The organism is Erythrobacter sp. JB1-15 (assembly GCF_057365035.1).
The window spans coordinates 2183044-2206800 of sequence record NZ_CP200295.1 but is presented as its reverse complement, the minus strand read 5'-3'; the positions used below and the strand labels follow the sequence as shown (position 1 = coordinate 2206800).

Below are 23757 nucleotides of genomic sequence, written 5' to 3'. Positions count from 1 at the left end.
TGTAATGGCCGAAATCGCGAGCCTTCCCCTGTTTCATCAGATCGCCGGGCAGTCGGTGCTGGTGCTGGGCGATGGGCCTGCGGCCGAGCCAAAGCGGCGATTGGTAGAGCGCGCAGGCGGCATTGTAGTGGAAGACCATGCGCGCGCTGTTGATGAAGGCGTTCGGATTGCCTTTGTCGCGTTCGAGGATGCAAAAGCGTGCGAAGTCGCTGCGATCAATCTGCGCTGTGCAGGGATGATTGTGAATGTGGTCGACCGGCCTGACCTGTGCGATTTCACAACGCCGAGCATTCTGGATCGAGATCCGCTGCTCATCGCCGTTGGCACAGGCGGCGCTTCTGCCGGGCTTGCCAAACATGTGCGGCTGCGGCTGGAGCGGATATTGCCGCAAAGCCTTGGGAAGCTTGCCGATGCTTTGAAAGCGGTTCGCCCTCGTTTGCGGTCCCAGCTGCCCGGTGGAGCTGACCGCCGCCGCGCGATTGATGCCGCGCTTCGCGAAGGCGGCGCGCTTGATGCGCTCGATGAGGCATCGCACCAGCGGGTGAAGGATTGGGCCGATAGCCTTGGCAATGACGCCGCGCAGGCAGGCGCCGAAGAGGTGGCCACGTCAAGGGGGAGCAGGATGAAACGCTGGATGGGTCGGCAAGTGATGCTTTGCCCCCTCGCCCCAACATCAATGACGCACCGCGCATCGCTGATTTCATCCTTACAAGCGCCGATCCCGGAGAGCTGACCCTGCGCCAAGCACGGATGCTGGGTGAAGCCGATATTGTGTGCACTCACGGCGATGTGAGCGGTCAAATCCTTGCGCGGGCGCGGGCTGATGCGGTTCGTATCCAATGCGACCTTTCCCAGTGCCCCGCCGCGAACGGTGCTGGCGGCATGCCTGCTTGTGCATCGGCAAAGGATTGCGCAGACAGAGGTTCTGGCGCGGCTGAGGGCCCGGCTAATGGCACGGCTGGGGCCGCCGATGGTAGCGCGGATACGGACCCGCACCGCTCGATTGTGATCCTGCGCAGCCCATTTCCCGGTTGACTAACGCGCCGCCTACCATAGCGACCTTGCAAGTTAGCGCGCCGCCTAAGCGGCCTTCGCCAATGGCACTTCGAGCTCTTGGAAATAGCGCGCCATTCCTTCGAGCGATGCATCGCTGAGCGCGATAAAGGCGCGGCGTTTATCAGAAGGATCAGCCACCCTTTCAAAGATGCCGCAATCCACCATCTGTTTGAGCCACCGCAGCGCCGTTGTTGCTGGCACAGCTGCGGCTATGCAAAGGCTGGTGACAGAAACTTGCGATTTTTCTGCATGCGCCGCGGCCAGGTCCAGCAGCATATCCCATGCCGGATCGGCAAACAGTTCTGCATCGAAAAACTTCGCGCGCGCCTGCCGGCCTGCGATAATCTGCCGCACAAAGCGTGCATCGGGCAGCGCAGGCGCGGTTGAATTGAACAGCTGCGTCGGCGCGCCATCCCCGCCCTCGCCCGAATGCGACACCGCGTCAAAGCCTGCCGCATCGCGCAATCCGGAATGGTCCGACAACCCTTCCAATGTGTGAGCAATCGCTTCAACCTGGCGGGAGAGGTGGAGCAGGTTGAGCCTGTCCTCCTCGCTCATTTCGCGCACGCGGCCATTGGAGAGATTTGCCATTACCCGGCCCACGGCCAGCACCCGCTCCGCCCGGCTGGGCTGGACCAGAATTTGCGGATGCGATTGGTCAAACGCTGCGAACACGCCGTCAAGCGCATCAAGCGAAGTCGAGACAATCAGCTGCGCCCCTGTCCGCGCCACCCGCATATCGAGCCGAGTCAACGCAGCAAGCGTGCCGGTATCCACCACCGGGCAATCAATCATCACAACATCGCCCAGCAGAGCAATCGGGCCAGTTAGCAGCGCATCAATCGTCCCGCCATCAAGCGTGCGAAACCCTGCGCCTGTAAGGTCTTCGCCAATTTCGCGGCGGATCCGGTCCCGATCAGCAAAGATCGCAACGCGGGCCCGCGTCCCTGCGGCGTCCTGCGCTGGCGTGTCCCAACTGCCGGCCGCATCATCAATCTGATCATCAGCGCCCGGCAGATCGTAAGCAACATCACCAATATCAGCGCCAAAACTTGTATCCATGCCATCTTGTTTCATCGAATCACCTCCACCTGTTGGAAACAGAAGTAGAACAAAACAGGTTCAAGTCAAGAATTTTACCGCTCAACTCTTAATCAACCGAAATAAATCGCGCTCCATTGAACCCTTTTGGCCCATGGTCAGACTACCCTTGTAATGCCGCCATCTGTTTCAACTTCCCAGCCTGCTGAACAGGCAAGTGCGCTGTTCGATGAATTGCTTGTCGTGCTTGCACAGCAAGGCGACCGGGCGGCCTTTGCGCGGCTGTATCAGCGGTGGAACCCGCGTCTGCTGCGCGCGGCGCGGCGGTATACGGGCGAGGCTGATCTGGCCCGCGATCTGGTGCAGGAATGCTGGGTGGGCATTTGGAAAGGGATTGGGGATTTGCGCGATCCGGCCCGCTTTCGCAGCTTTGTTTTTGCCGTGCTGCACCGCCGCGGGGCCGATGCGATTGCGCGCGCGATCAAGGCACGAAAACAGGCGGATCACTCACACGCAGCGGCCAGCGAACACAGCGCCCCGCCCACGCAGGACACCGCCAGCGCGCTGGCCCAGGCATTTGCCAGCCTGCCCGCCGATCAGCGACTGGCCGCGCATCTGCATTTCGCCGAAGGGCTGACCCTTGTTGAGATTGCCCGCGCCCAATCGATCCCGCTCGGGACAGCCAAAACCCGCCTGTTCCACGCACGGCGCAAGTTGAAGCTTGCCTTGCAGGACTGACTTTGACCACACCGAACTCACGCTAGAGGAGCCCTAAACATGACAGACGCACCCGATACTCGCATTGCCCAGCAGCTCAGCGATGATGACTGGGCCTTTCTTGAAAGCCTTGAAGATGATCGCGGCATGTTCCAGCAAATCGGCGACAGTTGGAAAGGGCCTTTGGGTGGTTGGGCCAAGCTGATCTTTGCTTTCACCACCGTTCTGGGATTTCTGCTGCTGTTCGTGCTGTGGCAGACAACGCAGACCACCGATCACCCGATCCTGCACGCGATCTGGGCGATTGCCGGGGTCGCTCTGCTTGTCATTATGGGCTTTGCCAAGGAATGGATGTTTGCCCGCATGAACATGCTCACCATTCTTCGTGAGATTAAGCGGCTCCAGGTTCAGGTTGCGATGCTGGCCGAACAGAACGCTGGCGAGACTGCCGATAAGGATGCGAGGTAAGCGCGCTACGGCTGAATGCGGATCGGGGTGCCATCGGGCACAAGCTGCCACAGCTCCCTGATTTCTGCATTGGAAAGCGCGATGCAGCCATCGGTCCAATCGCGCTTTATCGCCCGTCCGCGATATCCATTGGGCTGGCCATGGATAAAGATATCGCCGCCCGCCGAACGGCCCTGACGCGCAGCATAATCGCGATCGCGCATATTGGGATAAGAGATACGCAGGCTCAAGTGATAGCGGCTTTCAGGATTGCGCGCATCGATGTAATACAGCCCTTCGGGCGTGCGTTCATCGCCTTCAAAGCGTTTGTGCCCGCGCGGCGCATCGCCAAAACGCAGCCCGCGATATGTGCGGATAGGTTTGCCTTTGGAATAGGCGATCAGCATGCGGTCCGATTTATCAACCAGCAGGAAATCGGCATATTGGCGGGTGATGACCTGCCGAGTGTAAGGATCAAGCACGCGGTGCGGCGCGCGGGCATGAGGAGCGCTTTGCGGCCCGCCCGCCTGCGATTGCCCGCTTTGCACTGGCGTGTTGCGCTGCGTGGGATAGGCCTGGCTTTGATCGGAGGCAGCCGCGCTTGAAAACCCGGCACTCCAAAACACCGCGAAGCCCGCGAACATTGCCAAAACAGCCAAGACAGACTTGAAACGCATTACGCCGGATTTATGCCTTTTGTATCCTTCACCGCAATTGGGTTAGCTGCAGAGCAGGCCCGTAGGAAAGGCTTAAGTTGTAAATTGCGCAAGCCTTAGGGTCAGGATGCCCTAATCCACAAACGGATCGCGCATCAGGATGGTGTCATCGCGTTCCGGACTGGTCGACACCAACGCAACCGGGCACTCGATCAGTTCCTGCACGCGCTGGATATACTTGATCGCATTGGCAGGCAGATCGGCATAAGACCGCGCGCCCACTGTGCTCTGGCTCCAGCCTTCCATTTCCTCATAGATCGGTTCGACCGCTGCCTGATCCGCGGCGTGGCTGGGCAGGTAATCAAGCACATTGCCATTGAGCCGGTATCCGGTGCAAATCTTCACTGTCTCCAGCCCATCGAGCACGTCAATCTTGGTGAGCGCAATGCCTGTAACGCCGCTGATCGAGCATGTCTGGCGCACCAGCACCGCATCAAACCACCCGACGCGCCGCTGGCGGCCTGTGACGGTGCCGAATTCGTGACCGCGCTCCCCGATGCCCTGGCCGATCTCATCGTCAAGCTCGGTCGGGAAAGGGCCGCTGCCCACGCGGGTGGTGTACGCTTTCACAATGCCCAGCACGAAGCCTGTTGAATTGGGACCAAGCCCGCTGCCTGCCGCTGCTGTGCCGCTGACCGTGTTGGAGCTGGTGACAAAGGGATAGGTGCCGTGATCCACATCAAGCAGCACACCCTGTGCGCCTTCAAACAGGATCTTCGCGCCCGCTTTGCGCACTTTCTTCAACCGTTTCCAGACAGGCTGCGCAAACCGCAGCACGAACGGCGCAACATCGCGCAGCTGCGCAATAAGCGCCGCGCGGTCCACGGGCGGCTGGTCAAACCCTGCGCGCAGCGCGTCGTGATGCGCGCAAAGCCTATCGAGCTGTGCATCAAGGTCATCAAGATGCGCCAGATCGCATACGCGGATTGCGCGCCTGCCCACTTTGTCTTCGTAAGCCGGGCCAATGCCGCGCCCCGTTGTCCCGATCTTGCCCTTACCTGCCGCGTTTTCGCGCAGGCCATCCAGATCGCGGTGCATCGGCAGGATCAAAGGGCAATTGTCGGCAATCGCCAGATTGTCATCGCTGATCGCGACGCCTTGCGCTTCCAGCTTTTCCACCTCATCGCGCAAAGCCCATGGGTCGAGCACCACGCCATTGCCGATCATGCTCATCGTACCTGACACAATGCCCGATGGCAGCAGTGACAGTTTGAACACATTGCCATCGATCACCAAAGTGTGCCCGGCATTGTGCCCGCCCTGAAAGCGCACCACTGCATCCGCCCGGCTGGCCAGCCAATCGACGATCTTGCCTTTGCCTTCATCGCCCCACTGGGCGCCGATTACGGTGACGTTGGCCATGCTATGCGATTTCCTTGAAACTGGGTCTTAGATCGAAGCGCTCGCGAAGCGCCGCGCGGGGGTTAGGCGCTGGACAAGCGAAGGGCAAGCGCGCGCAGACATGGACCGGTGAAGGCCGTTTTTGCAAAATAGTGCATTTCGGGCAAGTGGCTGAAATTGCAAGAGAACAAAGCAATGCCGCCGAACAAAGTGTAACCTTGTTCATTTTTGCAGCTTCGGCCCCGCAGTGCGCGTATTTTGTCGAGAGTCGCCATCAGAGCCATGCGCATCTATTCGCACATGGCCGGTTATGTAGGAAAGCGCCTGATCTGAGGGGCCTGGGCTTCTCAATCAGCATAAAAGGCCCCCTTTGTAAAAATGCGACATATCCTGCGGCTGATCGGCGGAGAGCAAGGGATCGTTACAAAATGCGACGCTATCGCCGATTGGCACGGATAGGCATTGTGGTACCGTGGGCAGACCGCCGCAATAAGAACACCGTAATCAATCTGAGGAAGCCCACCTTGTGTTAAACCGATTGACCGCTGCTTTGGGAACGGGCCTGATCGCCGCTCTTATCATCGGCCCTATCTTTGCCCAGGATCGCGGGTCAGATCGCCTACCGCGCGAATGTATGCGCGAGATCAGAACGCTGTGCGGGCAGGATGGCCGCCCTAACCGGGCAGATATCCGCAACTGCCTTGCGCAAAAATCAGACCAGTTATCAGACACCTGCGCTCAGCAAGTGCGAGAGCGCGCGCGGGCGCGGCGCGGCGGGAATGCTGACGGGCGCAGCGCTTCTTTTGCCTCAGCAAAGCCCGCCCGCACGCTGTTTTTCGGATCGCATCCCAGTCAGCAAATCGACGTCTATACGCCCGCCGATGCAGTCGATGACTTGCCCGTCATCCTGTTTGTCCATGGCGGCGGGTGGTCGATGGGCGACAACAAATATGTGCAGGGCAAACCGGCTTATTACACCGCGCGCGGCATCATCTTTGCGTCAACCGGATACAGATTGCTGCCCGGCGCACCTGTCGAAGAACAGGCAAAAGATGTCGGCGCAGCGGTGCAGGCTTTGGTGGGTCAGGCCCAATCTGTCGGGATTGACCGGGAACGCATCGTGCTGATGGGCCACAGCGCAGGCGCGCATCTGGCAGCCTTGGTGGCCAGCGATCCGCAATATGCAGGCGATGCGTTTGAGGCGGTGCGGGGCGCGGTGCTGCTCGATGGCGCTGGATACGATATCGCTGCCAATATGGCGGATGCCGGCCCGCGCAGCCGGGATCTGTATCTGCGCGTATTTGGCAATGATGCGGCCCGCCACGCAGCCTTATCGCCCCAAACCCATGTGGGCGGGCGCGATGTGCCAAACTGGCTGGCGCTTTATGTCCAAGAGCGCGATGCATCGCGCAAACAGGCGCAGAAGCTGACAAACGCCTTGGTGGAAGCAGGCAGCACGGCGAGCGCGCTGCCCATTGCAGACACGGATCACGGCCGATTAAACCGCGAAATAGGCACTGATGCAGGCGCCGCGCAGACCGAAGCGATTGACGCGTTTCTGGAAGCAATCCTGAGCTAAGCCAACTCGGCGATTGCGGTCAGGAAAGCTCTGTTACCTCGTCACCGCGCAGCTTATGCGTGCAGCCCAGAGCCGCCGGGTCTTCATCATCGCCAATTTGCGCGCATGTCCGCCAGCCATCCGCCCGCAATTGAGCCGCGCGCACCGGGTCATACCCTTGCGGCAAATAGACCAATTGCCCCGCTTCGGGCGCAGGCGCGGCTTCTGCCAGCCGGTCTGCATAAAGCGTAAATCCGCTTGCCGCTTCGCCCGTGCCGCCAATCATATACGTGCCGCCGCGCCCGGCTGCGCCGCGCACATTGCCCGCATAGATGGTAAAGCCAAACCAGCTTTGATATTCAAACCCGTGCCGCTCTGTCGGATCAAGCGTGATGCGAACATCATCGGGAATGCGCGCCGCGATTGCTTCTAACCCATCAAGCCTGCTCGCCAATGCGCCGCCCGGATCAAGCGCGCGCAGTTTCGGCAGCGCTTCGGCGAAAGGCCCGGTGGCATAAAGCAGCGGTAGATACGCCTCGCCGCCCACAGCTTTCAGCCCGCCTGCATCCTTGGTGTCCAATTCGCGCCGGATCGCATCCAATGTTTCAGGCGCAAGCGAGCGGTCTTGCGCGCCCAATGTGTCCACCAGATCGGGCAGAGTGAAATCCACCGACAGCCCGGTAAGCCCGGCTGCGCGCAATGCCTCAATCGCCACCGCGACAATCTCACCCGCCGCCGCCGCCGTGTCTGACCCGATCAGTTCGCCGCCCAATTGCAGCCGCTCGCGTGCAGGATCAAGCTGGCTTGCCTGCATTACGGCAGTGTCCCCGCAATAGGCGAGCCGAAGCGGGCGCGGCGCGTCTTTCATGCTGGTTGCAGCGATACGCCCAATTTGCGGCGTGATATCCGACCGCAGCGCCAAAGTGCGCAGGCTGGCCGGGTCTGTCATGCGGAACATGCGGCGCGTTTCCACGCCTTTCATCCGGGCGGCAAGCGAGCTTTCAAATTCGAGCAATGGCGGGCGCGCCCGGTCATAACCATGGGCGTGCAGCACATCGAGGCACGCGCGCATGGCAAGGGTGATCGCCTGCGCGGATGCAGGCAGGCGATCCTGAAGCCCTTCGGGAAGGAGATCTGTTGAATTCGTCATTTCGCGAGGGCCCCTAGCCTATCTGCAATCCCCGTGGAAGCGGGGACGCAGATAGGCGTGACTTAAAACACCAGAGCTTTGGCCATATTCACACCTTCGACCGCCTCGGCCTTGGCGATCATATCCTCGCTCAGCGCATCATCGAGGCTGAGCAGCAACACAGCTTCCCCGCCTGCATCACGCCGGCCGAGGTTAAACGTGCCGATATTGATGCCATGATCGCCCAAAAGCGTCCCGATGCGGCCGATAAAGCCCGGCTCATCATCATTGACGACATAGAGCATATTGCCATCCAGCTCTGCCTCGATCCCGATACCGAATATCTCAACCAGACGCGGCGCTTCATTGCCGAACAAAGTGCCCGCAACAGAGCGCGGTCCGGCATCGGTTTCAACTGTCACGCGGATCAACGTGGAAAACGCGCCTTCGCGGTTCTGGCGAATCTCGGACACTTCCAGCCCGCGTTCCTTGGCAAGGAACGGCGCGTTGACCATGTTCACCGTATCGGAATACCGCCGCATAAAGCCTGACAGAACCGCCCCTGTGATCGGCTTGCCATTCAATTCAGAGGCTGCGCCTTCGCGTTCGATGCTGATTTTGGTCAGGCTGCCATGCGCCAATTGCCCGACAAGACTGCCCAGCTTTTCCGCCAGCGCCATATAGGGTTTCAATTTGGGTGCTTCTTCGGCGGAAAGCGATGGCATGTTGAGCGCATTGGTCACTCCGCCATTGACGAGGTAATCGGCCATTTGCTCTGCGACTTGCAGCGCGACATTGACCTGCGCTTCAGTTGTGGATGCGCCCAGATGCGGGGTGCAGATGAAATTGGGCGCGCCAAACAGGGCGTTTTCCTTGGCCGGTTCTTCGGCAAACACATCCAATGCAGCGCCGGCCACTTGCCCGCTTTGAAGGCAGTCTTTCAAGGCAACCTCGTCAACCAATCCGCCGCGCGCGCAATTGATGATGCGGATGCCCGGCTTTGCATTTTCCAGCCGCTCGCGGCTCAAAATATTGCGCGTTTCGTCAGTCAACGGGGTGTGGAGCGAGACGAAATCAGCCCGGCTGAGGAGTGTATCGAGATCAACTTTCTCAACGCCCATTTCCACCGCACGGTCCTCGGTCAGGAAGGGATCGTAAGCGACCACTTTCATTTTCAGACCCAAAGCGCGCGAGGCAAAGATCGAACCGATATTGCCCGCGCCAATCAGGCCAACCGTTTTGCCGGTCACCTCAACGCCCATAAAGTCTTTCTTGGGCCATTCGCCCGCTTGCGTGCGCGCATTGGCAGCCGGGATCTGGCGTGCGAGCGCCATCAGCATGGCAATCGCGTGTTCAGCCGTGGTGATCGAATTGCCGAACGGCGTGTTCATCACAACCACGCCTTTGCCGCTGGCATAGGGGATATCGACATTGTCGACACCAATGCCGGCCCGGCCGATGACTTTCAAATTGGTCGCCGCATCCAGAATGGCAGGCGTGACCTTGGTGGAGGACCGGATCGCAAGCCCGTGATAATCGCCGATACGCGCGGCGAGTTCTTCGGGGCTTTCACCAGTGATGACATCAACATCGCAGCCGCGCTCTTCAAAAATGCGCGCAGCGTTGGGGTCCATCTTGTCGGAAATGAGAACTTTGGGTTTGGTCATGGAAAACACTTTCGTCATCCCAGCGAAAGCTGGGATCGCTATCAAATAGATTGGAAACAGTGGCGAGCGATCCCCGCCTTCGCGGGGATGCACTTGCGACGCTAATCAGCCGGCTTTGACGATCTCGTAAGCCCACTCGATCCACGGCAGCAGGCGCTGAATATCTTCAGCTTCCAATGTGCCGCCGCACCATATCCGCAAGGATGGGGGCGCATCGCGGTAGCCGTTGAAATCATATCCAACCGCGCGCTCTTCGAGCATTTTCACGATTTTTTTGGGCACCGCAGCCTGTTCGTCAGCCGAAAGGCCATCATACCATTCGCCGGTGAACTGCATGCACACACCTGTATTGGTGCGCTGCGCCGGATCGGCGACCATGTTTTTCAGCCACGGCTTGGCCTCAATCCAGTCTTTGACGATTTTGGCATTGGTGTTTGCCCGCTCAATCAAAGCTTTGCGCCCGCCAATGGATTTCGCCCATTCAAGCGCTGCAATGTAATCTTCAGTGGCCAGCAAAGAAGGCGTGTTGATTGTCGCGCCTTCAAAGATGCCCTTGTTGATTTTGTCGCCTTTCTTAATGCGGAAAAGCTTGGGCAGTGGCCATGACGGATCATAGCTTTCGATGCGCTCCACCGCTTTGGGCGACAGGATCAGCATGCCGTGCTGAGCTTCTGAGCCCATGACTTTTTGCCAGCTAAACGTGGTTGCATCCAGCTTTGCCCAGTCCATCTCCATTGCAAAAATGGCACTGGTGGCATCGTTGATCGTGATGCCTTCACGGCCCGGTTCCAGCCAGTCCGTATCAGGGATCATCGCGCCCGATGTCGTGCCATTCCACGTGAAGACGACATCATTGCGCTGAGGGATTGTCGAAAGATCGGGAATTTCGCCGTAATCGGCTGACAGAACTTGCAGATTGGGCAGTTTGAGCTGCTTGACCGCATCCTGGATCCACACATTGCCAAAGCTTTCCCACGCCGCAACCGTTGCAGGGCGCGCGGGATCGAGCATCGTCCACATCGCCGCTTCCAATGCGCCGGTGTCAGATGCAGGCATGATACCGACGAGGTAATCATTGGGCACGCCCAACAATTCGCGCGTCAGATCGATCGCATATTTCAACCGGCCTTTAGCGAGCGCAGAACGATGCGAGCGCCCCAGCGATTCGGTTTTCAGCTTGTCGAGGGACCATCCAGGAAATTTCACCGTAGGACCGGATGAAAATTGCGGACGTTCAGGTTTTACGGGCGGCTCATGTGCGAGCCCGCGTGCATAGTCAGTCATTGTATTCTCTCCTTACAGAGAGCTCGCGCGGCGTTGGGACCGCGTGGCCCGGAGCCGCCATTAGAGATGCAGGGGAGAGAGTCAATCTCTATCGCTCCCATATCGGTGGAAGGGACCAATGGCCGGATAAAAGGCGAGCGGCGCGTCGCTTCCCCGATTGCCGCACGCATCGGTGCCGCTTGAACGGTGGTAACTCAGCCGCGCATCGCCTAAAGCGCGCGGGATGGAGTTTTCTGATCTTCGCATTGCGCTGTTCAGCGGCAATTATAACTACACGCGCGATGGCGCCAATCAGGCGCTCAATCGGCTGGTGGCTTCTTTGCTGAGCCTTGGCGCGAAAGTGCGCGTCTATTCTCCAACAGTGGAAAAACCCGCGTTTGAGCCAACCGGCGATCTCATCAGCCTGCCTTCCATTGGTTTTCCCATGGGCCGGGGCGAATACCGCATGGCAACGGGTCTGGGCGGCAAAGTGCGCCGCGATCTGGCCAAGTTTGCGCCCAATATCATCCACCTGTCCGCGCCTGATCCGGCCAATCACGCCGCTTTGCGCTGGGCGCAGGATGCCGATATCCCGGTTCTCGCATCGGTTCACACCCGGTTTGAAACCTATCCGCGTTATTATGGTCTTGGCTTTGCCGAACCTGCCGTCATCTGGATGCTGCGCCGGTTCTACAATCGCTGCGATGCGCTGGTCGCCCCATCGCAAAGCATGATTGCCGAATTGCTCGAACAGGACATGCACAACGACATCACCCTGTGGAGCCGCGGAGTGGATCGCACGATCTTTGCCAGCGGCAAGCGCGATCTGGATTGGCGGCGGTCCCTTGGCCTTGCCGATGATGATGTCGCGATTGTGTTCTTGGGACGGCTGGTGATGGAAAAAGGCCTCGATGTCTTTGCCGAAACCATCGTCCAATTGCGCAAACGCCAGGTGCCGCACAAAGTGTTGGTGATCGGCGATGGCCCTGCGCGCGGATGGTTTGAGGATAATCTACCCGGCGGGATTTTCGCAGGGTTCAAAACGGGCGCGGACCTTGGCACAGCTTTGGCAAGCGGGGATGTGTTCCTTAACCCATCCATCACCGAAACATTTGGCAATGTGACATTGGAAGCCATGGCCTGCGGATTGCCTGTCGTCGCAGCAGGCGCAACCGGCGCATCCAGTCTGGTGGATTGCGGCGCGTCAGGGCGTCTGGTGCCGCTGGCCGATGGCAAGCCCGATGCAGCGGGCCTGGCCGAAGCGATTGCCCCCTATTGCACCGATCCCGCTTTACGCCAAAGCCACGGGGCAGCAGGGGAGGCACGTTCAAAGCTGTTCAGCTGGGAAGCGATCAACCGCGTGGTTGCCGAAACCTATGTCCGTCTGATCGAAGACCGCCGCGCTCTGCAAAACAGCGAAGCGGCAACCGCTTAACGCAATACCCGCGCGCGCTGCATGGCCTTTGCGTAGAAAAACAGAGCGATGGTGACCACCCAAATGGCAGCGGCAAACGCGATATGCCCGCCGGTTTTCAATTCGGCAGGCAGATCAGAAATCCCCCAGTTAAAAATCGTTGTCCCGATCAAACCGATGATCGAAATGCCAAACAGGATGACAGCCAATCGGCTGCGAAAGAGCAGCGCCAGCGATCCGGTAAAACAGCCCCACACGCCCAGCGCCCAAACGGCGGTCGCCCAGGCGGGAAAGCTGGAGTAAAAAGCGATCTGTTCAGGCGGCATGCCCATCGCTTCCAACATGCCAAGATGCGTCATGGTGTAGCTTATCGCGCCGCCGGAATTCCACAGCAGGCTAAGCCCGCCCACGACCCACAAATGCCACGGTGTTGGCTGTGTGATACTCATCCCAATCCCCCGATCGGATTAAACCAGCGCGACCCGGTTGCAGAGGATCGTATAGATTTATGGCGCGCGCGGCAATTGCCGGGGCTCAGGGGGAGATCAGACAGGGGTCAAAGGGGTCAAGCTGGCCCGGTTCGGCTCACATCCGTTCAATCCGCTTGGACACCTCGTCAATGATATCGACGATCTCGTCCAATGCCTTTTGATCAAGCTTACCTGCCCGCGCGCGGTTTTTAAGCACATTGGCAAGATTGCCCATAGCGCGCCACAGATCGGGTGATTTCTCTTTCACCTTTTCCGCCCGTTCGCCGTGTTCGCCCAGCCGGGCCATCAATTCCTCGACTTCCTCTGCGCGGTCTTCAAGTTCGCCTTTGCCCTTTTTGGTGGGCTTGAACGGTTTCTTGCTGCTGCCCTCATCGCCGGCGGCCGGTTTTGCCTTGGCCGGTTTGATCAGACCTTCCTCTTCGAGCATTTGCAGCGTGGGATACACCGCGCCCGGACTTGGCGCATAGCTGCCGCCGGTCATATCCTCGATCGCGCGGATCAATTCATAGCCATGGCGCGGCTCCCGGTCGATCAGCGCCAGCAAAGCGAGGCGCAATTCGCCTGTGCCAAACATGCGCCCGCGCCGCTTGCGCGATTTGCCGCCATCATACCAACCCTGCGATTTGCGCGACCGGCGCGCCCCATCGTCCCACTCGCTCGCGGCAGAGGCTGCCATCATCGCGATCATCGGGCCAAGCTGCGACCAGTTTCCACCATTCATGCGGGTCATATTCGTTCTCCTGATACGTCTTATGACAGTAAAGATATATCGTGGATGCATCACTTCAAGCCCTCTCGCCCTCGCCAGTGGCTTTTTCCGACGAGCGGCCTATCACGCCCGATCAATGGCTGATTTGTTTGGAAATGATGCACCTGCCGCAGGTGAAGGGGCACAAAACGCCGCCAATGCGCCGCGCGATGATGCCCCGCTGGCTGACCGTTTGCGCCCCCGCTCGCTTGGCGAAGTGATCGGACAGGAACACCTCACCGGACCAGAGGGCGCAATCGGGCGGATGGTGGCGGCAGGCAAGCTTTCCAGCATGATCCTGTGGGGGCCGCCGGGCACGGGCAAGACCAGTATTGCCCGCCTTCTGGCCGATGCGGTGGGGCTGCGCTTTGTATCGATCAGCGCGGTGTTCTCCGGCGTTGGCGACCTTAAAAAAGCCTTCGCCGAAGCGGACAAAATGGCCGATGCCGGGCGCAAGACACTGTTGTTCGTGGACGAGATCCACCGCTTTAACCGCGCGCAGCAGGATGGGTTTTTGCCCTTTGTTGAACGCGGCACGGTGACATTGGTGGGCGCGACCACAGAAAACCCCAGCTTTGCTCTCAACGCCGCCTTATTAAGCCGCGCGCAGGTGCTGATTTTGGAACGGCTTGGCGCAAAAGCCTTGGAAGCACTGCTTACCCGGGCTGAGACGCTTGAAGGCCCCCTACCCCTCACACAAGATGCGCGCGCTGCCCTTATCGCGAGCGCGGATGGCGATGGCCGCTTTCTGCTGGGGCAGGCTGAAACGCTGTATAATGCAAACTTGCGCGAACCGCTTGATCCTGCTGCTCTCGGCCAATTCCTGCAACGCCGCGTCGCTGTTTATGACAAGGACCGCGATGGGCATTACAATCTCATCAGCGCGCTGCACAAATCTCTGCGCGGCAGCGATCCCCAGGCTTCGCTCTATTACCTCGCGCGCATGCTGACAGCCGGGGAAGAACCGCTTTACGTGCTGCGCCGTCTGGTCAGGTTTGCGAGCGAAGATATTGGCCTGGCTGATCCGCAAGCCCTCACCCAGTGCCTTGCCGCCAAAGACGCGTACCAATTCCTCGGCAGCCCCGAAGGCGAGCTCGCGATTGTTCAGGCCTGCCTTTACTGCGCGACTGCACCCAAATCGAACGCCGCCTATGCTGCGCAAAAATCCGCTTTCAAAACAGCGCGCGAGACCGGCAGCCTGATGCCGCCCGCCAATATCCTCAACGCGCCGACCAAGCTGATGAAAGATATCGGGTACGGCGAAGGCTATGCCTATGACCACAACACCGATGAAGGGTTTTCCGGCGACAATTACTGGCCCGAGGACATGGAGCCGCAGCAATTCTATGCGCCGGTTGAACGCGGCTTTGAACGCAAAGTCCGCGAGCGGATGCAATATTGGGACAATTTGCGGGCGCAGCGCGGCGAAGAACAAAATTGATGAGAGATTTTGAGCATTTCCTCGCCATCGATTGGTCAGGCGCAGCAGGAGAAAGGCATAAGGGCATTGCGCTGGCCTTTGCGGCGATTGGCGGCGGCGCGCCCGTTCTGGTCAAGCCTCCTGAAAAAGGCTGGTCGCGCGGCGAAGTGCTTACCCTTTTGCGGGAGGATTTACCTCCCAATACGCTGATTGGCATGGACCTTGGTATTGGCCTTCCCTTTGCCGATTGCGGCGCGTTTTTTCCCGGCCTTGCAACCAGCCCTGCCAGCGCGCGCGATCTGTGGGCTATGATCGACACTATCAGCGCCGCCGATCCGCATTTGGGCGCAAACAGCTTTACCGATCACCCCGACCTCGCCCCCTATTTCCGCCGTCATGGCGGGCGCGAAGGCGCGCATTTTCGCGCTGACCCGGCCCAGGGCGGGCGCGGGCGATTGCGAGTCACGGAGCACGCACAGGCCGCGATGGGGCTGAAACCCTATTCCAATTTCAACCTTGTCGGCGCGGCGCAGGTTGGCAAAAGCTCGCTCACGGGCATGCGGGTTTTGCACCAGCTATCGGGGCAAGTTCCCGTATGGCCGATTGATCCGCTGCCAGAAAATGGCTCAGCCACAGGCAGCGTCATCTGCGAGATTTACACCGCCCTTGCCGCAGCAGCAGCAGGCCGCGCGCCAGGCAAATCGAAAATCCGCAGGTTTAGCGCGCTCAACGCCGCGCTTGATTGTCTGGGATCACCGCCGGTTGCGGGCGAAGGCGCGATTGATGATCATTCATCCGACGCGCTGATCACTGCCGCATGGCTGCGCAAAGTGCACCGCGAACCGGCCCGCTGGTGGCCAAAGGCGCTCACCGCGCACATCGCGCGGACCGAGGGTTGGACATTTGGCGCGCTTTAACCCCGCTCTTGTTAACGAAGAGCGCTGAAATCACCGCTGAAACGGTCGCGGCGTTCTTTGCGATAACCAGTGGCGCGCAATTCTTCGAGCATCGCTTTGCGTTTGGGATCGAGATTTTCGGGCGCAATATCCTGCGGGCCCGGTTCGGGCAAAGCCTGCGGGTTTTGCGCCGCGCCTGCATTGATCAGCTTGAGCGCTTTCAGGTTCTGTTCGCCGATCATGGAGGGGATCAGGAACAGATCAATGATCCACAGCAATCCAAGAATGGCCCACCCGACAAAAGGGATCAGCCACAAAAGCAAGCGCACCACGCCCGATTTGGTCTTGCCTGCATAAAAGCGGTGCACTCCCAAAAGTCCGAAGAAGAACCACAACAGATAGGCCACCCCGACCGATTTGCTGTTGGCTTCAAACGCCTCATCTATTTCTCGATTGTGGTCCACGTGCTCAGTCCCTTTGCTTGGAGCTACGATGTATCTTAAGGGCTGCGCAGACAAGGCTTAAATGGCGAAGCCGCCCGCTTGTTCGATGAACGACACAGGCCGCTCGGCAAATTTCGATATGGCAAAGGAAATGCAAAGAGTTGCGATTGCCATCTGGACAAAGCTGGCCCTTTGCGGCTAGGCGCGCGCTTCGCGATGCGATTCATTCGAAAATCGCGAAGATAATGGGCCGGCTTAGCTCAGTTGGTAGAGCAGTTGATTTGTAATCATCAGGCCGCGCGTTCGAATCGTGCAGCCGGCACCATTTTTTCTTATCCTCAATGCTATTCCTCCGCCGGGCTTCGTCCGGCTACGGGCATCTGCGGGCGGCCGGTCGGCCTTGCGAGCGTGCGCTCGTTTCTTCTTCCTCGATGCCGTTCCTCCGCCGGGCTTCGTCCGGCTGCGGGCATCTGCCAGCGGCCAGTCGGCCTTGCGAGCGTGCGCTCGTTTCTTCTTCCTCGATGCCGTTCCTCCGCCGGGGCTTGTCCGGCTGCGGGCATCTGCGGGCGGCCAGTCGGCCTTGCGAGCTTGGGATGCTCGGTTGGTTTGGGTTCAGGCTTGGCGCGGTGTTCACCCGCGCCCGCGATAGGGCGCTACGCCTTGATCGGGCAGCCACAGGCCTTCGGGCGGGGCGCCGCTTTGCCAGAACACGTCGATGGGAATGCCGCCGCGCGGATACCAATACCCGCCAATGCGCAGCCATTGCGGCTTCATCTCGTCATAAAGCCGCTGACCGATGCCCACAGTCACATCTTCGTGAAAGCCGTTATGATTGCGAAAACTGCCCAGAAACAGCTTGAGGCTTTTGGATTCGACAATTGTCTCCCCCGGCGCATAATCGATCACCAGATGCGCGAAATCGGGCTGATTGGTGACCGGGCATAGCGAGGTAAATTCGGGCGCAGCAAAACGCACCAGAAAGAGCGCGCCTGCACGCGGATTGGGAACATAATCGAGTACCGCATCTTCCGGCGATTGCGGCAGAGGGGTATCCTTGCCCAAAAAGGCGGGCGCTGTGGCGGGGTCTTGTGTGCTTTCCATGCCGCGCTGTTGCCGCGAAAGATGCCGTCATGCAAGCGCGTTACTGGACGCAGCGATCAGATGCCCTATTTGCGGTGAAAGCGGGCCTGCATCGGATCAATCGCCAATGCGACAGCCCGGTTTTGTCAATCCGTTCATATTGCCGGGTCTAGGCTTGTTTCGACCAATCATTGTGATGACGCATTTTGATCGCCCTTTTTCTGCTCGACGCATTCGGTTGACCCGCCGCCTATGCAGCGCGTTTGCGCTGGCGATCGTAATCGTAGTGGGAACAGGCCCGCTCACTCATGGCGCGGCGCAGGCGCAGAACGCGCCGGGCGGTTTTTCTCTGCCTGAACCAACGCCGACGCCAACCCCCGCTCCGCAAGGGCCTGTTGATGTGCGTTCAGGCGTGCCGATCGCGCCGCGTTCGATCCCCACAGAAACGCCCGCGCCCACCCCCTCGGCCACGCCTGTTCCAAATGATGAGCCGGCAACCGAACCTCTGGGCGAGCCCGAGCTTGAGGCGGCAGGGGAGCGTGACCGTCCGAGCGCGCCTGCATCGACCGCGCCTGCATCGAGCGCCCCGGCGGCGCGGCCTGTTCAGCCTGCACGGCAAGGCGGCGCGCCGTCCGCTCAAGGCCCTGAACCGAGCGCGCCAGGCACGCCTGCGCCCACCGTGCCCCAAGACAGTTCGTCATCTGAGAACGCAGGCCAAGCAAGTCCTATTGCTGCCCCGCCCCCCGCTGCATCCGCAGGCGATGCCATACCTGACGCTGCATCCGAAACCGCGCCGCAATCCGGCGGCATTCCCCTGTGGCTATGGGCGCTGATCGCACTGGGCCTTGGCGCAGCTGCGGCGATTGCGGCATGGTTTCTACGCACGCGCAAATCTGCCGCGCGCCAGCCAGCGGCTACCCCGGCACCGCCTGTCACCGCCCCGCCTCTCGATCCCAAAGCGGAGCAGCCGCAAACCCGTGCCAATACACCCCCACCCGCCAAATCTCCTGGAAAATCGCCCGCCGCACCGGCTGCACCTGCGCCGCCGCCGCGCATAGATTTTGAGCTTGAAATTGCGGGCGCGACCCGTTCGCTGATGATGTTCACGCTGGATTGCCGCCTCACTCTCGCCAATCGGTCTGATAATGCGGTGCGCGATATCGCGGTCTCCGGCGCGCTGGTATGCGCACAGCGCAGCGCCACCGCGCCCGCCACAAGCTCAGCTGCAAACGCGCTTGAAACGCTCGATCGCATCGGACCCAATCAAAGCCGCACCATCACCGCGCAGCTGACTCTGCCTTTGAGCGAAGTGCAGCCCCTGCGGCAGGGGCAAAAACCACTGTTTATCCCGCTTGCGCAAATCACCCTCGCCCGCGCCGGATCGCCTGATGAAACGCGCAGTTTCGTGATCGGCACGCCCAGCATGGCAAGCGCCGGAAGGCTCCACCCGATTGCGCTCGACACCCCGCCGGGCAGCGTTCCGGGCTTGCTGGCCCGTCAGGTCAAAGCCGATGGAGCTGCTGCCAAAGCGGCATGAGGTCTTGGCGGGAGCGGCGGCGAACGCTACGCCTCGCTTTATGAGTGACCCTTTTCCATCGCTTGTCACGGCCCACTGGCTTGGCGGCAACATTGACCAGCCGGATATCGCAGTGGTGGATGCATCGCTGCATCTGCCTGCCGCTGGCCGGGATGCGCGCGCAGAATACGAAGCCGCGCATATACCGGGCGCGCTGTTTCTCGATTTGAAGAGCTTTACCGACAGCGGATCTGACGTCCCCGCCGCCCTGCCCAATAAAGCTCAGGTAGATGCCCGGCTCAAAGCGCTTGGCATTTCTCCTGGCAGCCGGATTGTCTTGTATGATGACAGCGCGGTGAAAACATCCGCGCGCGCCTGGTTTGCCTTAAAAGCGCACGGATTTGACGATGTCGCGATCCTTGATGGAGGGCTGGCCAAGTGGCGCGCCGAAAACCGCCCGCTTGAAAGCGGCACCGCGCCAGACTTGGCGGCCGATAACAGCGCAGGCACCGCGCCTGTGCGGACCATGACGAAGGCCGATATGCTCGCCAATCTCAAGACCCGGACGCAGCAAGTCGTCGATGCCCGCAGCGCGGATCGCGTGTTTGGCGATGGGATAGACCCCGTCCATGGCGGCGCAAATGGCCGCATACCCGGCGCGCTCAACGTGCCATTTGGCGACGTGTTTGCAGCAGATGGCACATTCAAAACCCCGCCCCTTTTGCGAGCGGTCTTTCACGAGGCAGGCGTTGATCTTGCCCGCCCCATCACCACCACTTGCGGCAGCGGTGTCACGGCCAGCGTGCTGCTGTTCGCGCTTGATCTGATCGGCAAGCAAGACACCGCTTTGTATGATGGCAGCTGGATGGAATGGAGCGCCGATCCTGACACTCCCAAAGCGGTAGGGCCTGCTGAATGAGCGATGCAGGCGGCACCGAAAAAGGCGCAGACAAGGATCTGAGCCCAGCCACTCGCATCACCCATGCAGGGCGGCGCGAAGAATGGACCGGGCGCGTGGTTAATCCGCCCATATGGCGCGCATCGACGCACCTTTATGCGAGCGAGGCCGAGCGCAAGGCAGCCTTAGGTTCGAATGAGGATGGCGATTTCTTCTACGGCCGCCGCGGCGCGCCAACGCAATGGGCGCTGGCACAGGCGCTCACCGAAATGGAGCCCGGCGCGCATGGCACAGTGCTGTATCCCAGCGGTGTGGCAGCGATTGCGGGGAGCCTTTTGGCAGTGCTCAAACCCGGCGATACCCTGCTGGTAACCGACAACGCCTATGATCCTTCGCGCGCAATGGCGATGGGGCTGCTGAAACGCATGGGCGTGGCGCATCACTTCTTTGATCCGCTCGACATTCCGGCGTTTGAAGCGCTGGTCGCCCGAACAAGCCCGCGCGCAGTGTGGCTGGAAAGCCCGGGCAGCCTGACAATGGAAGTGTGCGACATCCCCGCACTCACCGCAAACGCGCGCGCCGCAGGAGCGGTCAGCCTGCTCGACAACACCTGGGCCAGCGGGCTTGGTTTTGCAGGGCTTTCCCATGGCTGCGATATCGTCATGCAAAGCCTGTCAAAACATGTCGGCGGGCATTCGGATTTGATGATGGGCAGCGCATCAGCGGGGGAGCGATGGTATCGCGCGCTGCGCCGTACAGGTCAGGAATTGGGGCAGGTTGTCTCGCCCGATGATGCCGCATTGGCCGCGCGCGGATTGCGCACCATGGCGGTGCGATTGGAACGCTCCACCCAAAGCGCGATTGCGATTGCCGAATGGCTCCACAATCAGCCCCAGATCGCGCAAGTCATGTGCCCGATGCGCCCCGGTGATACGAGCCACGAATTGTGGCTGCGCGATTTTACCGGCGGCTGCGGTCTGTTCAGCTTTGTCCTTGAGGGCGATGATCCCGATGCCAGCGCGCGCGTCGCCGATGCGCTTGAGTTGTTTGGCATTGGCTACAGCTGGGGCGGTTTTGAAAGCCTCGTGCTGCCAATCTACCCGCACCAGCACCGTTCTGCCATGAATGCCCCAACAAGCGCTGGTGCAGGGGCCGCTATTCGCCTATCAATTGGCGTTGAAGACCCGGCTGACCTGATCGCAGATCTGGCACAAGCCCTTGCAAAATTGGATATTTGATGACTGCCACGACTGCTTCTCTACCTGCCGATGCCACCGAGACCGAGGTGCCCGAAACGGGCACATCTGAAACAGGGACAGGCGAAACAGGGACAGGCGATGCGGGCGGCGCGGATAGTGGCAGCGAAAGCGCATCCGATACAGCCGCATCGCAGTCAGAAGATGGCGGCGAAGTAGCCGAAGCCATCGGCGCATCTGGCGAACTGGTCGAAGAGGTCGGCGCGCAAAGCGAAACGGCGGGCGCTGTTTTGGGCTGGATGGCTGACTGGGCGTTTGAGCTTGGCAGCATCCGTATCTCGCTGCTCGATGTGATTTTGGTGATTGGCGTGATCGCGCTGGTGATGACCGCTGCATGGCTGCTCACCCGCATCAGCCGCAATCTCATCCGCCGGGTCACAGGTTTTGACAGCACCCAAAAACTGCTTGCCGAAAAACTCAGCACGATTCTCATCTGGGCGGTTGCATTTCTGATCGGGATTGATCTGCTGGGCATTGATCTGACCGCTCTCGCATTTGCTGGCGGCGCGTTTGGTCTGGCGATTGGTTTTGGCCTTCAGAAAACCTTCGGCAATCTCATCTCAGGCATTCTGCTTCTGCTCGATAAATCGATCAAGCCGGGCGATGTGATCTCGGTCACCGATCAGGCAGGCAATGAAGCGGTGGGCCAGATTCGCAAGATCGGCATCCGCGCGATATCCGTGATTACTCGCGATCAGACAGAGCACCTTATTCCCAATGAAAACCTGATGATCAATCAGGTGGTGAACTGGTCCTATTCGTCAAAGGAAGTGCGCGTGAGAGCGCCTGTTGGCGTGTCCTATGACAGTGACCTCGATCTGGTGACCAAGCTGTTGTATCAAGCGGTGAGCGAAACAGACCGCATTCTGACCCGCCCGAAACCGCGCGTTAACATCATGGAATTTGGCGATAATTCGGTGAATTTCGAAATTCGGTTCTGGATCGAGGACCCCGAAGGCGGCCTCGCCAATATCCGGTCCGATGTCTATATGCGGATCTGGCAATTGTTCAAAGAACACGATGTCGAGATTCCGTTCCCGCAGCGCGATCTTCACCTGCGCTCATCCAAACAGCTCGATCAGCTGGTCGAATTGATGAGCGCAGGCAAAGCTTAGGGCCGCCGGATGTTAACCCGGCTCTAGCGTTTTTCGCTTATCGCCCTGTCGCATGACCCAGAAAGTTGACGCGACAAATTGGACTGGCCTTACCCATGACCGCGCAGCTGGAGGAGTGCGCGGCGCGCAAAAGCCCGTGGCCGAGCCGCAAGCTCTAAAACCACGATCATATTACAGGCGCATCATTGATTGGTCGGACATTCTCTTTATTTGGCCAATGGCTATCCTGATCGCGGCCGCGTTGGGCGCAGGTTTGGATGAGTTCATCAAGATGTCAGTCATCCTGCTTACCGCTGCAAGCCTCCCATCACTTGTCAGATGGGTCGCTAGACGCCTTCAAGGTAATCCGCCCGCCATCACGATGGACGAAGCAGGGCTGTATTTCCCTTACGCTTTTCGCAAACCCATCCCTTGGTCGAAGGTAGGGAATATTTCCTACACATACGGTCCGAAATTCGGCTGGGTAAGCGTTGCGCTGGATAAGTCGCATCGCATTGAGCGGATTTATCCATGGCCGCTGAATAAGTTAGGTATCGATGCCCCAGATGTGCGCTCTAAGGTTGAAATCATCTCCACTTGGGAAACGCGCGCCAAGGGTGACGAGTTGATCGCCACATTGGAGCAATTCCGCGACAATTATTGCTCTGCATAAACGTAGTTCCCTGGCGCAATAGCTTTCCTTCACGCATCCCAATCCATTCTCACTGGCGCGCCGCGTCCGCCTCCCCCATTTGGGCTGTATGAAAACAGGCACAATCTTTCTTGTCGGCGCAGGTCCGGGTGATCCTGATCTGCTGACCCTGCGCGCCGCGCGGCTGATTGAGCGCGCTGAAGTTATCGTCCACGATGGGCTGGTCAGCGCTGAAATTCTTGAAATGGCGCGCCCCGATGCGCGGCTGATCTCGGTCGCCAAGAAACGCGCCCGGCACACTCTTCCTCAAGATGACATCAACGCTCTGCTGATCCGCGAAGCGAAGGCTGGCCGCGATGTGGTTCGCCTTAAAGGCGGCGATCCGCTGATTTTCGGGCGCGGCGGGGAAGAGGCAGAAGATGCGCGCGCTGCCGGTGTTCCGGTAGAAATCGTCCCCGGCATATCAGCAGCCAATGGCGCAGCTGCCGCAGCCCAGATCGCGCTGACTCACCGCGATGCGGCCAGCATTGTGAGCTTCGTGGCAGGCCAGTGCAAAGGATTGTCCGATCAGGATTGGTCGGGACTTGCTGGAAAAGGGCGGACGCTCGTTATCTATATGGGCGTCAAAACCGCGCCCCAGATTGCCGAGAAGCTGATGGCAGATGGCCTTGCTCCTGACGCGGCTCTGGCTGTGATCGAAAACGGCGCGCGCCCCGAAATGCGCGTGGTGCGCGGATTGCTCGCTGAGTTGCCCGATCTGGTGCGCGAACAAGCGATCAAAAGCCCTGCCTTGATTGTGATCGGCGATGTAACCGCGCGCCTCCCTCGTCATCCCAGCGAAAGCTGGGATCGCTCTGAGTTGGGCGCAATCCTCAAACAGATCCCAGCTTCCGCTGGGATGACGGGTGAATAAG

Annotated in this window: 24 protein-coding genes and 1 tRNA gene; 15 read left to right on the top strand and 10 right to left on the bottom strand. The window is 59.8% G+C overall.

Annotation, left to right across the window (positions count from 1 at the left end):
• The first annotated feature begins 4 nt into the window (after positions 1–4).
• A complete protein-coding gene (locus AC0V6L_RS10585; RefSeq protein ID WP_486154238.1) occupies positions 5–733 on the top strand; it encodes a precorrin-2 dehydrogenase/sirohydrochlorin ferrochelatase family protein in 729 nt (242 codons plus the stop codon).
• A complete protein-coding gene (locus AC0V6L_RS10580; RefSeq protein ID WP_486155161.1) occupies positions 655–1035 on the top strand; it encodes a hypothetical protein in 381 nt (126 codons plus the stop codon). Before AC0V6L_RS10585 ends, AC0V6L_RS10580 begins: the two co-directional genes overlap by 79 nt.
• Before the next feature lie 45 nt (positions 1036–1080).
• On the opposite strand, the gene AC0V6L_RS10575 is transcribed toward AC0V6L_RS10580, so the two are convergent.
• Positions 1081–2133, bottom strand: coding sequence for a MarR family transcriptional regulator (locus tag AC0V6L_RS10575; protein WP_486154237.1), 1053 nt, complete (start codon positions 2131–2133; stop codon positions 1081–1083).
• A gap of 138 nt (positions 2134–2271) precedes the next feature.
• Between AC0V6L_RS10575 and AC0V6L_RS10570 the strand changes: the two genes are divergently transcribed.
• Positions 2272–2835 (top strand): RNA polymerase sigma factor, encoded by a 564-nt coding sequence (locus AC0V6L_RS10570; RefSeq protein WP_486154236.1) that lies wholly within the window; start codon positions 2272–2274, stop codon positions 2833–2835.
• Between the two features lie 39 nt (positions 2836–2874).
• Complete coding sequence (locus AC0V6L_RS10565; RefSeq protein WP_486154235.1) at positions 2875–3282, top strand: DUF6768 family protein; 408 nt, start codon at positions 2875–2877, stop codon at positions 3280–3282.
• Between the two features lie 5 nt (positions 3283–3287).
• On the opposite strand, the gene AC0V6L_RS10560 is transcribed toward AC0V6L_RS10565, so the two are convergent.
• A complete protein-coding gene (locus AC0V6L_RS10560) occupies positions 3288–3938 on the bottom strand; it encodes a L,D-transpeptidase family protein (protein WP_486154234.1) in 651 nt (216 codons plus the stop codon).
• Positions 3939–4049: 111 nt separating this feature from the next.
• Complete coding sequence (locus AC0V6L_RS10555; RefSeq protein WP_486154233.1) at positions 4050–5339, bottom strand: adenylosuccinate synthase; 1290 nt, start codon at positions 5337–5339, stop codon at positions 4050–4052.
• Between the two features lie 505 nt (positions 5340–5844).
• On the opposite strand from AC0V6L_RS10555, the gene AC0V6L_RS10550 reads away from it, so the two are divergent.
• Positions 5845–6897, top strand: coding sequence for an alpha/beta hydrolase (locus AC0V6L_RS10550; protein WP_486154232.1), 1053 nt, complete (start codon positions 5845–5847; stop codon positions 6895–6897).
• A 19-nt stretch (positions 6898–6916) separates the two neighbouring features.
• Here the strand turns inward: AC0V6L_RS10550 and AC0V6L_RS10545 are convergent, their stop codons facing one another.
• The 3 genes from AC0V6L_RS10545 to AC0V6L_RS10535 all read right to left on the bottom strand — a co-directional run bounded on the left by AC0V6L_RS10545 (position 6917) and on the right by AC0V6L_RS10535 (position 10956).
• The gene (locus AC0V6L_RS10545) at positions 6917–8026 is read right to left on the bottom strand and encodes an ATP phosphoribosyltransferase regulatory subunit (RefSeq protein ID WP_486154231.1); all 1110 of its coding nucleotides are present in this window, start codon (positions 8024–8026) and stop codon (positions 6917–6919) included.
• Between the two features lie 62 nt (positions 8027–8088).
• On the bottom strand, positions 8089–9672 hold the full coding sequence (gene serA / locus AC0V6L_RS10540) for a phosphoglycerate dehydrogenase (protein ID WP_486154229.1): 1584 nt from the start codon (positions 9670–9672) through the stop codon (positions 8089–8091).
• Between the two features lie 105 nt (positions 9673–9777).
• Positions 9778–10956, bottom strand: coding sequence for a phosphoserine transaminase (locus AC0V6L_RS10535; RefSeq protein ID WP_486154228.1), 1179 nt, complete (start codon positions 10954–10956; stop codon positions 9778–9780).
• Between the two features lie 223 nt (positions 10957–11179).
• Here AC0V6L_RS10535 and AC0V6L_RS10530 point away from each other — a divergent pair, with 223 nt between their 5' ends.
• Complete coding sequence (locus tag AC0V6L_RS10530; protein WP_486154227.1) at positions 11180–12370, top strand: glycosyltransferase family 4 protein; 1191 nt, start codon at positions 11180–11182, stop codon at positions 12368–12370.
• On the opposite strand, the gene AC0V6L_RS10525 is transcribed toward AC0V6L_RS10530, so the two are convergent.
• Together AC0V6L_RS10525 and AC0V6L_RS10520 are read right to left on the bottom strand one after the other, a co-directional pair.
• A complete protein-coding gene (locus AC0V6L_RS10525; RefSeq protein WP_486154226.1) occupies positions 12367–12798 on the bottom strand; it encodes a hypothetical protein in 432 nt (143 codons plus the stop codon). The two genes, AC0V6L_RS10530 and AC0V6L_RS10525, sit on opposite strands and share 4 nt — an antisense overlap.
• A 136-nt stretch (positions 12799–12934) precedes the next feature.
• Positions 12935–13570 (bottom strand): PadR family transcriptional regulator, encoded by a 636-nt coding sequence (locus AC0V6L_RS10520; RefSeq protein ID WP_486150540.1) that lies wholly within the window; start codon positions 13568–13570, stop codon positions 12935–12937.
• Between the two features lie 115 nt (positions 13571–13685).
• On the opposite strand from AC0V6L_RS10520, the gene AC0V6L_RS10515 reads away from it, so the two are divergent.
• Positions 13686–15029, top strand: coding sequence for a replication-associated recombination protein A (locus tag AC0V6L_RS10515; protein WP_486154225.1), 1344 nt, complete (start codon positions 13686–13688; stop codon positions 15027–15029).
• Positions 15029–15925: a hypothetical protein gene (locus AC0V6L_RS10510; protein ID WP_486154224.1), complete on the top strand. Its 897-nt coding sequence runs from the start codon at positions 15029–15031 to the stop codon at positions 15923–15925. Before AC0V6L_RS10515 ends, AC0V6L_RS10510 begins: the two co-directional genes overlap by 1 nt.
• An 11-nt stretch (positions 15926–15936) precedes the next feature.
• Here the strand turns inward: AC0V6L_RS10510 and AC0V6L_RS10505 are convergent, their stop codons facing one another.
• Positions 15937–16368: a TM2 domain-containing protein gene (locus AC0V6L_RS10505; protein WP_486150534.1), complete on the bottom strand. Its 432-nt coding sequence runs from the start codon at positions 16366–16368 to the stop codon at positions 15937–15939.
• Positions 16369–16596: 228 nt separating this feature from the next.
• On the opposite strand from AC0V6L_RS10505, the gene AC0V6L_RS10500 reads away from it, so the two are divergent.
• Positions 16597–16672, top strand: a tRNA-Thr gene (locus AC0V6L_RS10500).
• A 305-nt stretch (positions 16673–16977) separates the two neighbouring features.
• On the opposite strand, the gene queF is transcribed toward AC0V6L_RS10500, so the two are convergent.
• Entirely contained in the window at positions 16978–17448 is a 471-nt protein-coding gene (gene queF, locus AC0V6L_RS10495) for a preQ(1) synthase (protein ID WP_486150532.1), read from the bottom strand.
• A 217-nt stretch (positions 17449–17665) separates the two neighbouring features.
• On the opposite strand from queF, the gene AC0V6L_RS10490 reads away from it, so the two are divergent.
• The 6 genes from AC0V6L_RS10490 to cobA all read left to right on the top strand — a co-directional run bounded on the left by AC0V6L_RS10490 (position 17666) and on the right by cobA (position 23756).
• Complete coding sequence (locus AC0V6L_RS10490) at positions 17666–18964, top strand: hypothetical protein (protein WP_486154223.1); 1299 nt, start codon at positions 17666–17668, stop codon at positions 18962–18964.
• A 40-nt stretch (positions 18965–19004) separates the two neighbouring features.
• Positions 19005–19862 (top strand): sulfurtransferase, encoded by an 858-nt coding sequence (locus AC0V6L_RS10485; RefSeq protein ID WP_486154222.1) that lies wholly within the window; start codon positions 19005–19007, stop codon positions 19860–19862.
• Positions 19859–21079 carry a cystathionine beta-lyase gene (gene metC / locus AC0V6L_RS10480; protein WP_486154221.1) on the top strand — a complete coding sequence of 407 codons (1221 nt, stop codon included), beginning with the start codon at positions 19859–19861 and terminating at the stop codon, positions 21077–21079. The genes AC0V6L_RS10485 and metC overlap by 4 nt, the downstream gene beginning before the upstream one ends.
• Positions 21079–22212 (top strand): mechanosensitive ion channel family protein, encoded by a 1134-nt coding sequence (locus tag AC0V6L_RS10475; RefSeq protein ID WP_486154220.1) that lies wholly within the window; start codon positions 21079–21081, stop codon positions 22210–22212. Before metC ends, AC0V6L_RS10475 begins: the two co-directional genes overlap by 1 nt.
• A gap of 136 nt (positions 22213–22348) precedes the next feature.
• Positions 22349–22864: a hypothetical protein gene (locus AC0V6L_RS10470; protein ID WP_486154218.1), complete on the top strand. Its 516-nt coding sequence runs from the start codon at positions 22349–22351 to the stop codon at positions 22862–22864.
• Positions 22865–22952: 88 nt separating this feature from the next.
• Positions 22953–23756: a uroporphyrinogen-III C-methyltransferase gene (gene cobA / locus AC0V6L_RS10465; RefSeq protein ID WP_486154216.1), complete on the top strand. Its 804-nt coding sequence runs from the start codon at positions 22953–22955 to the stop codon at positions 23754–23756.
• The last annotated feature ends 1 nt before the right edge of the window (position 23757 follow it).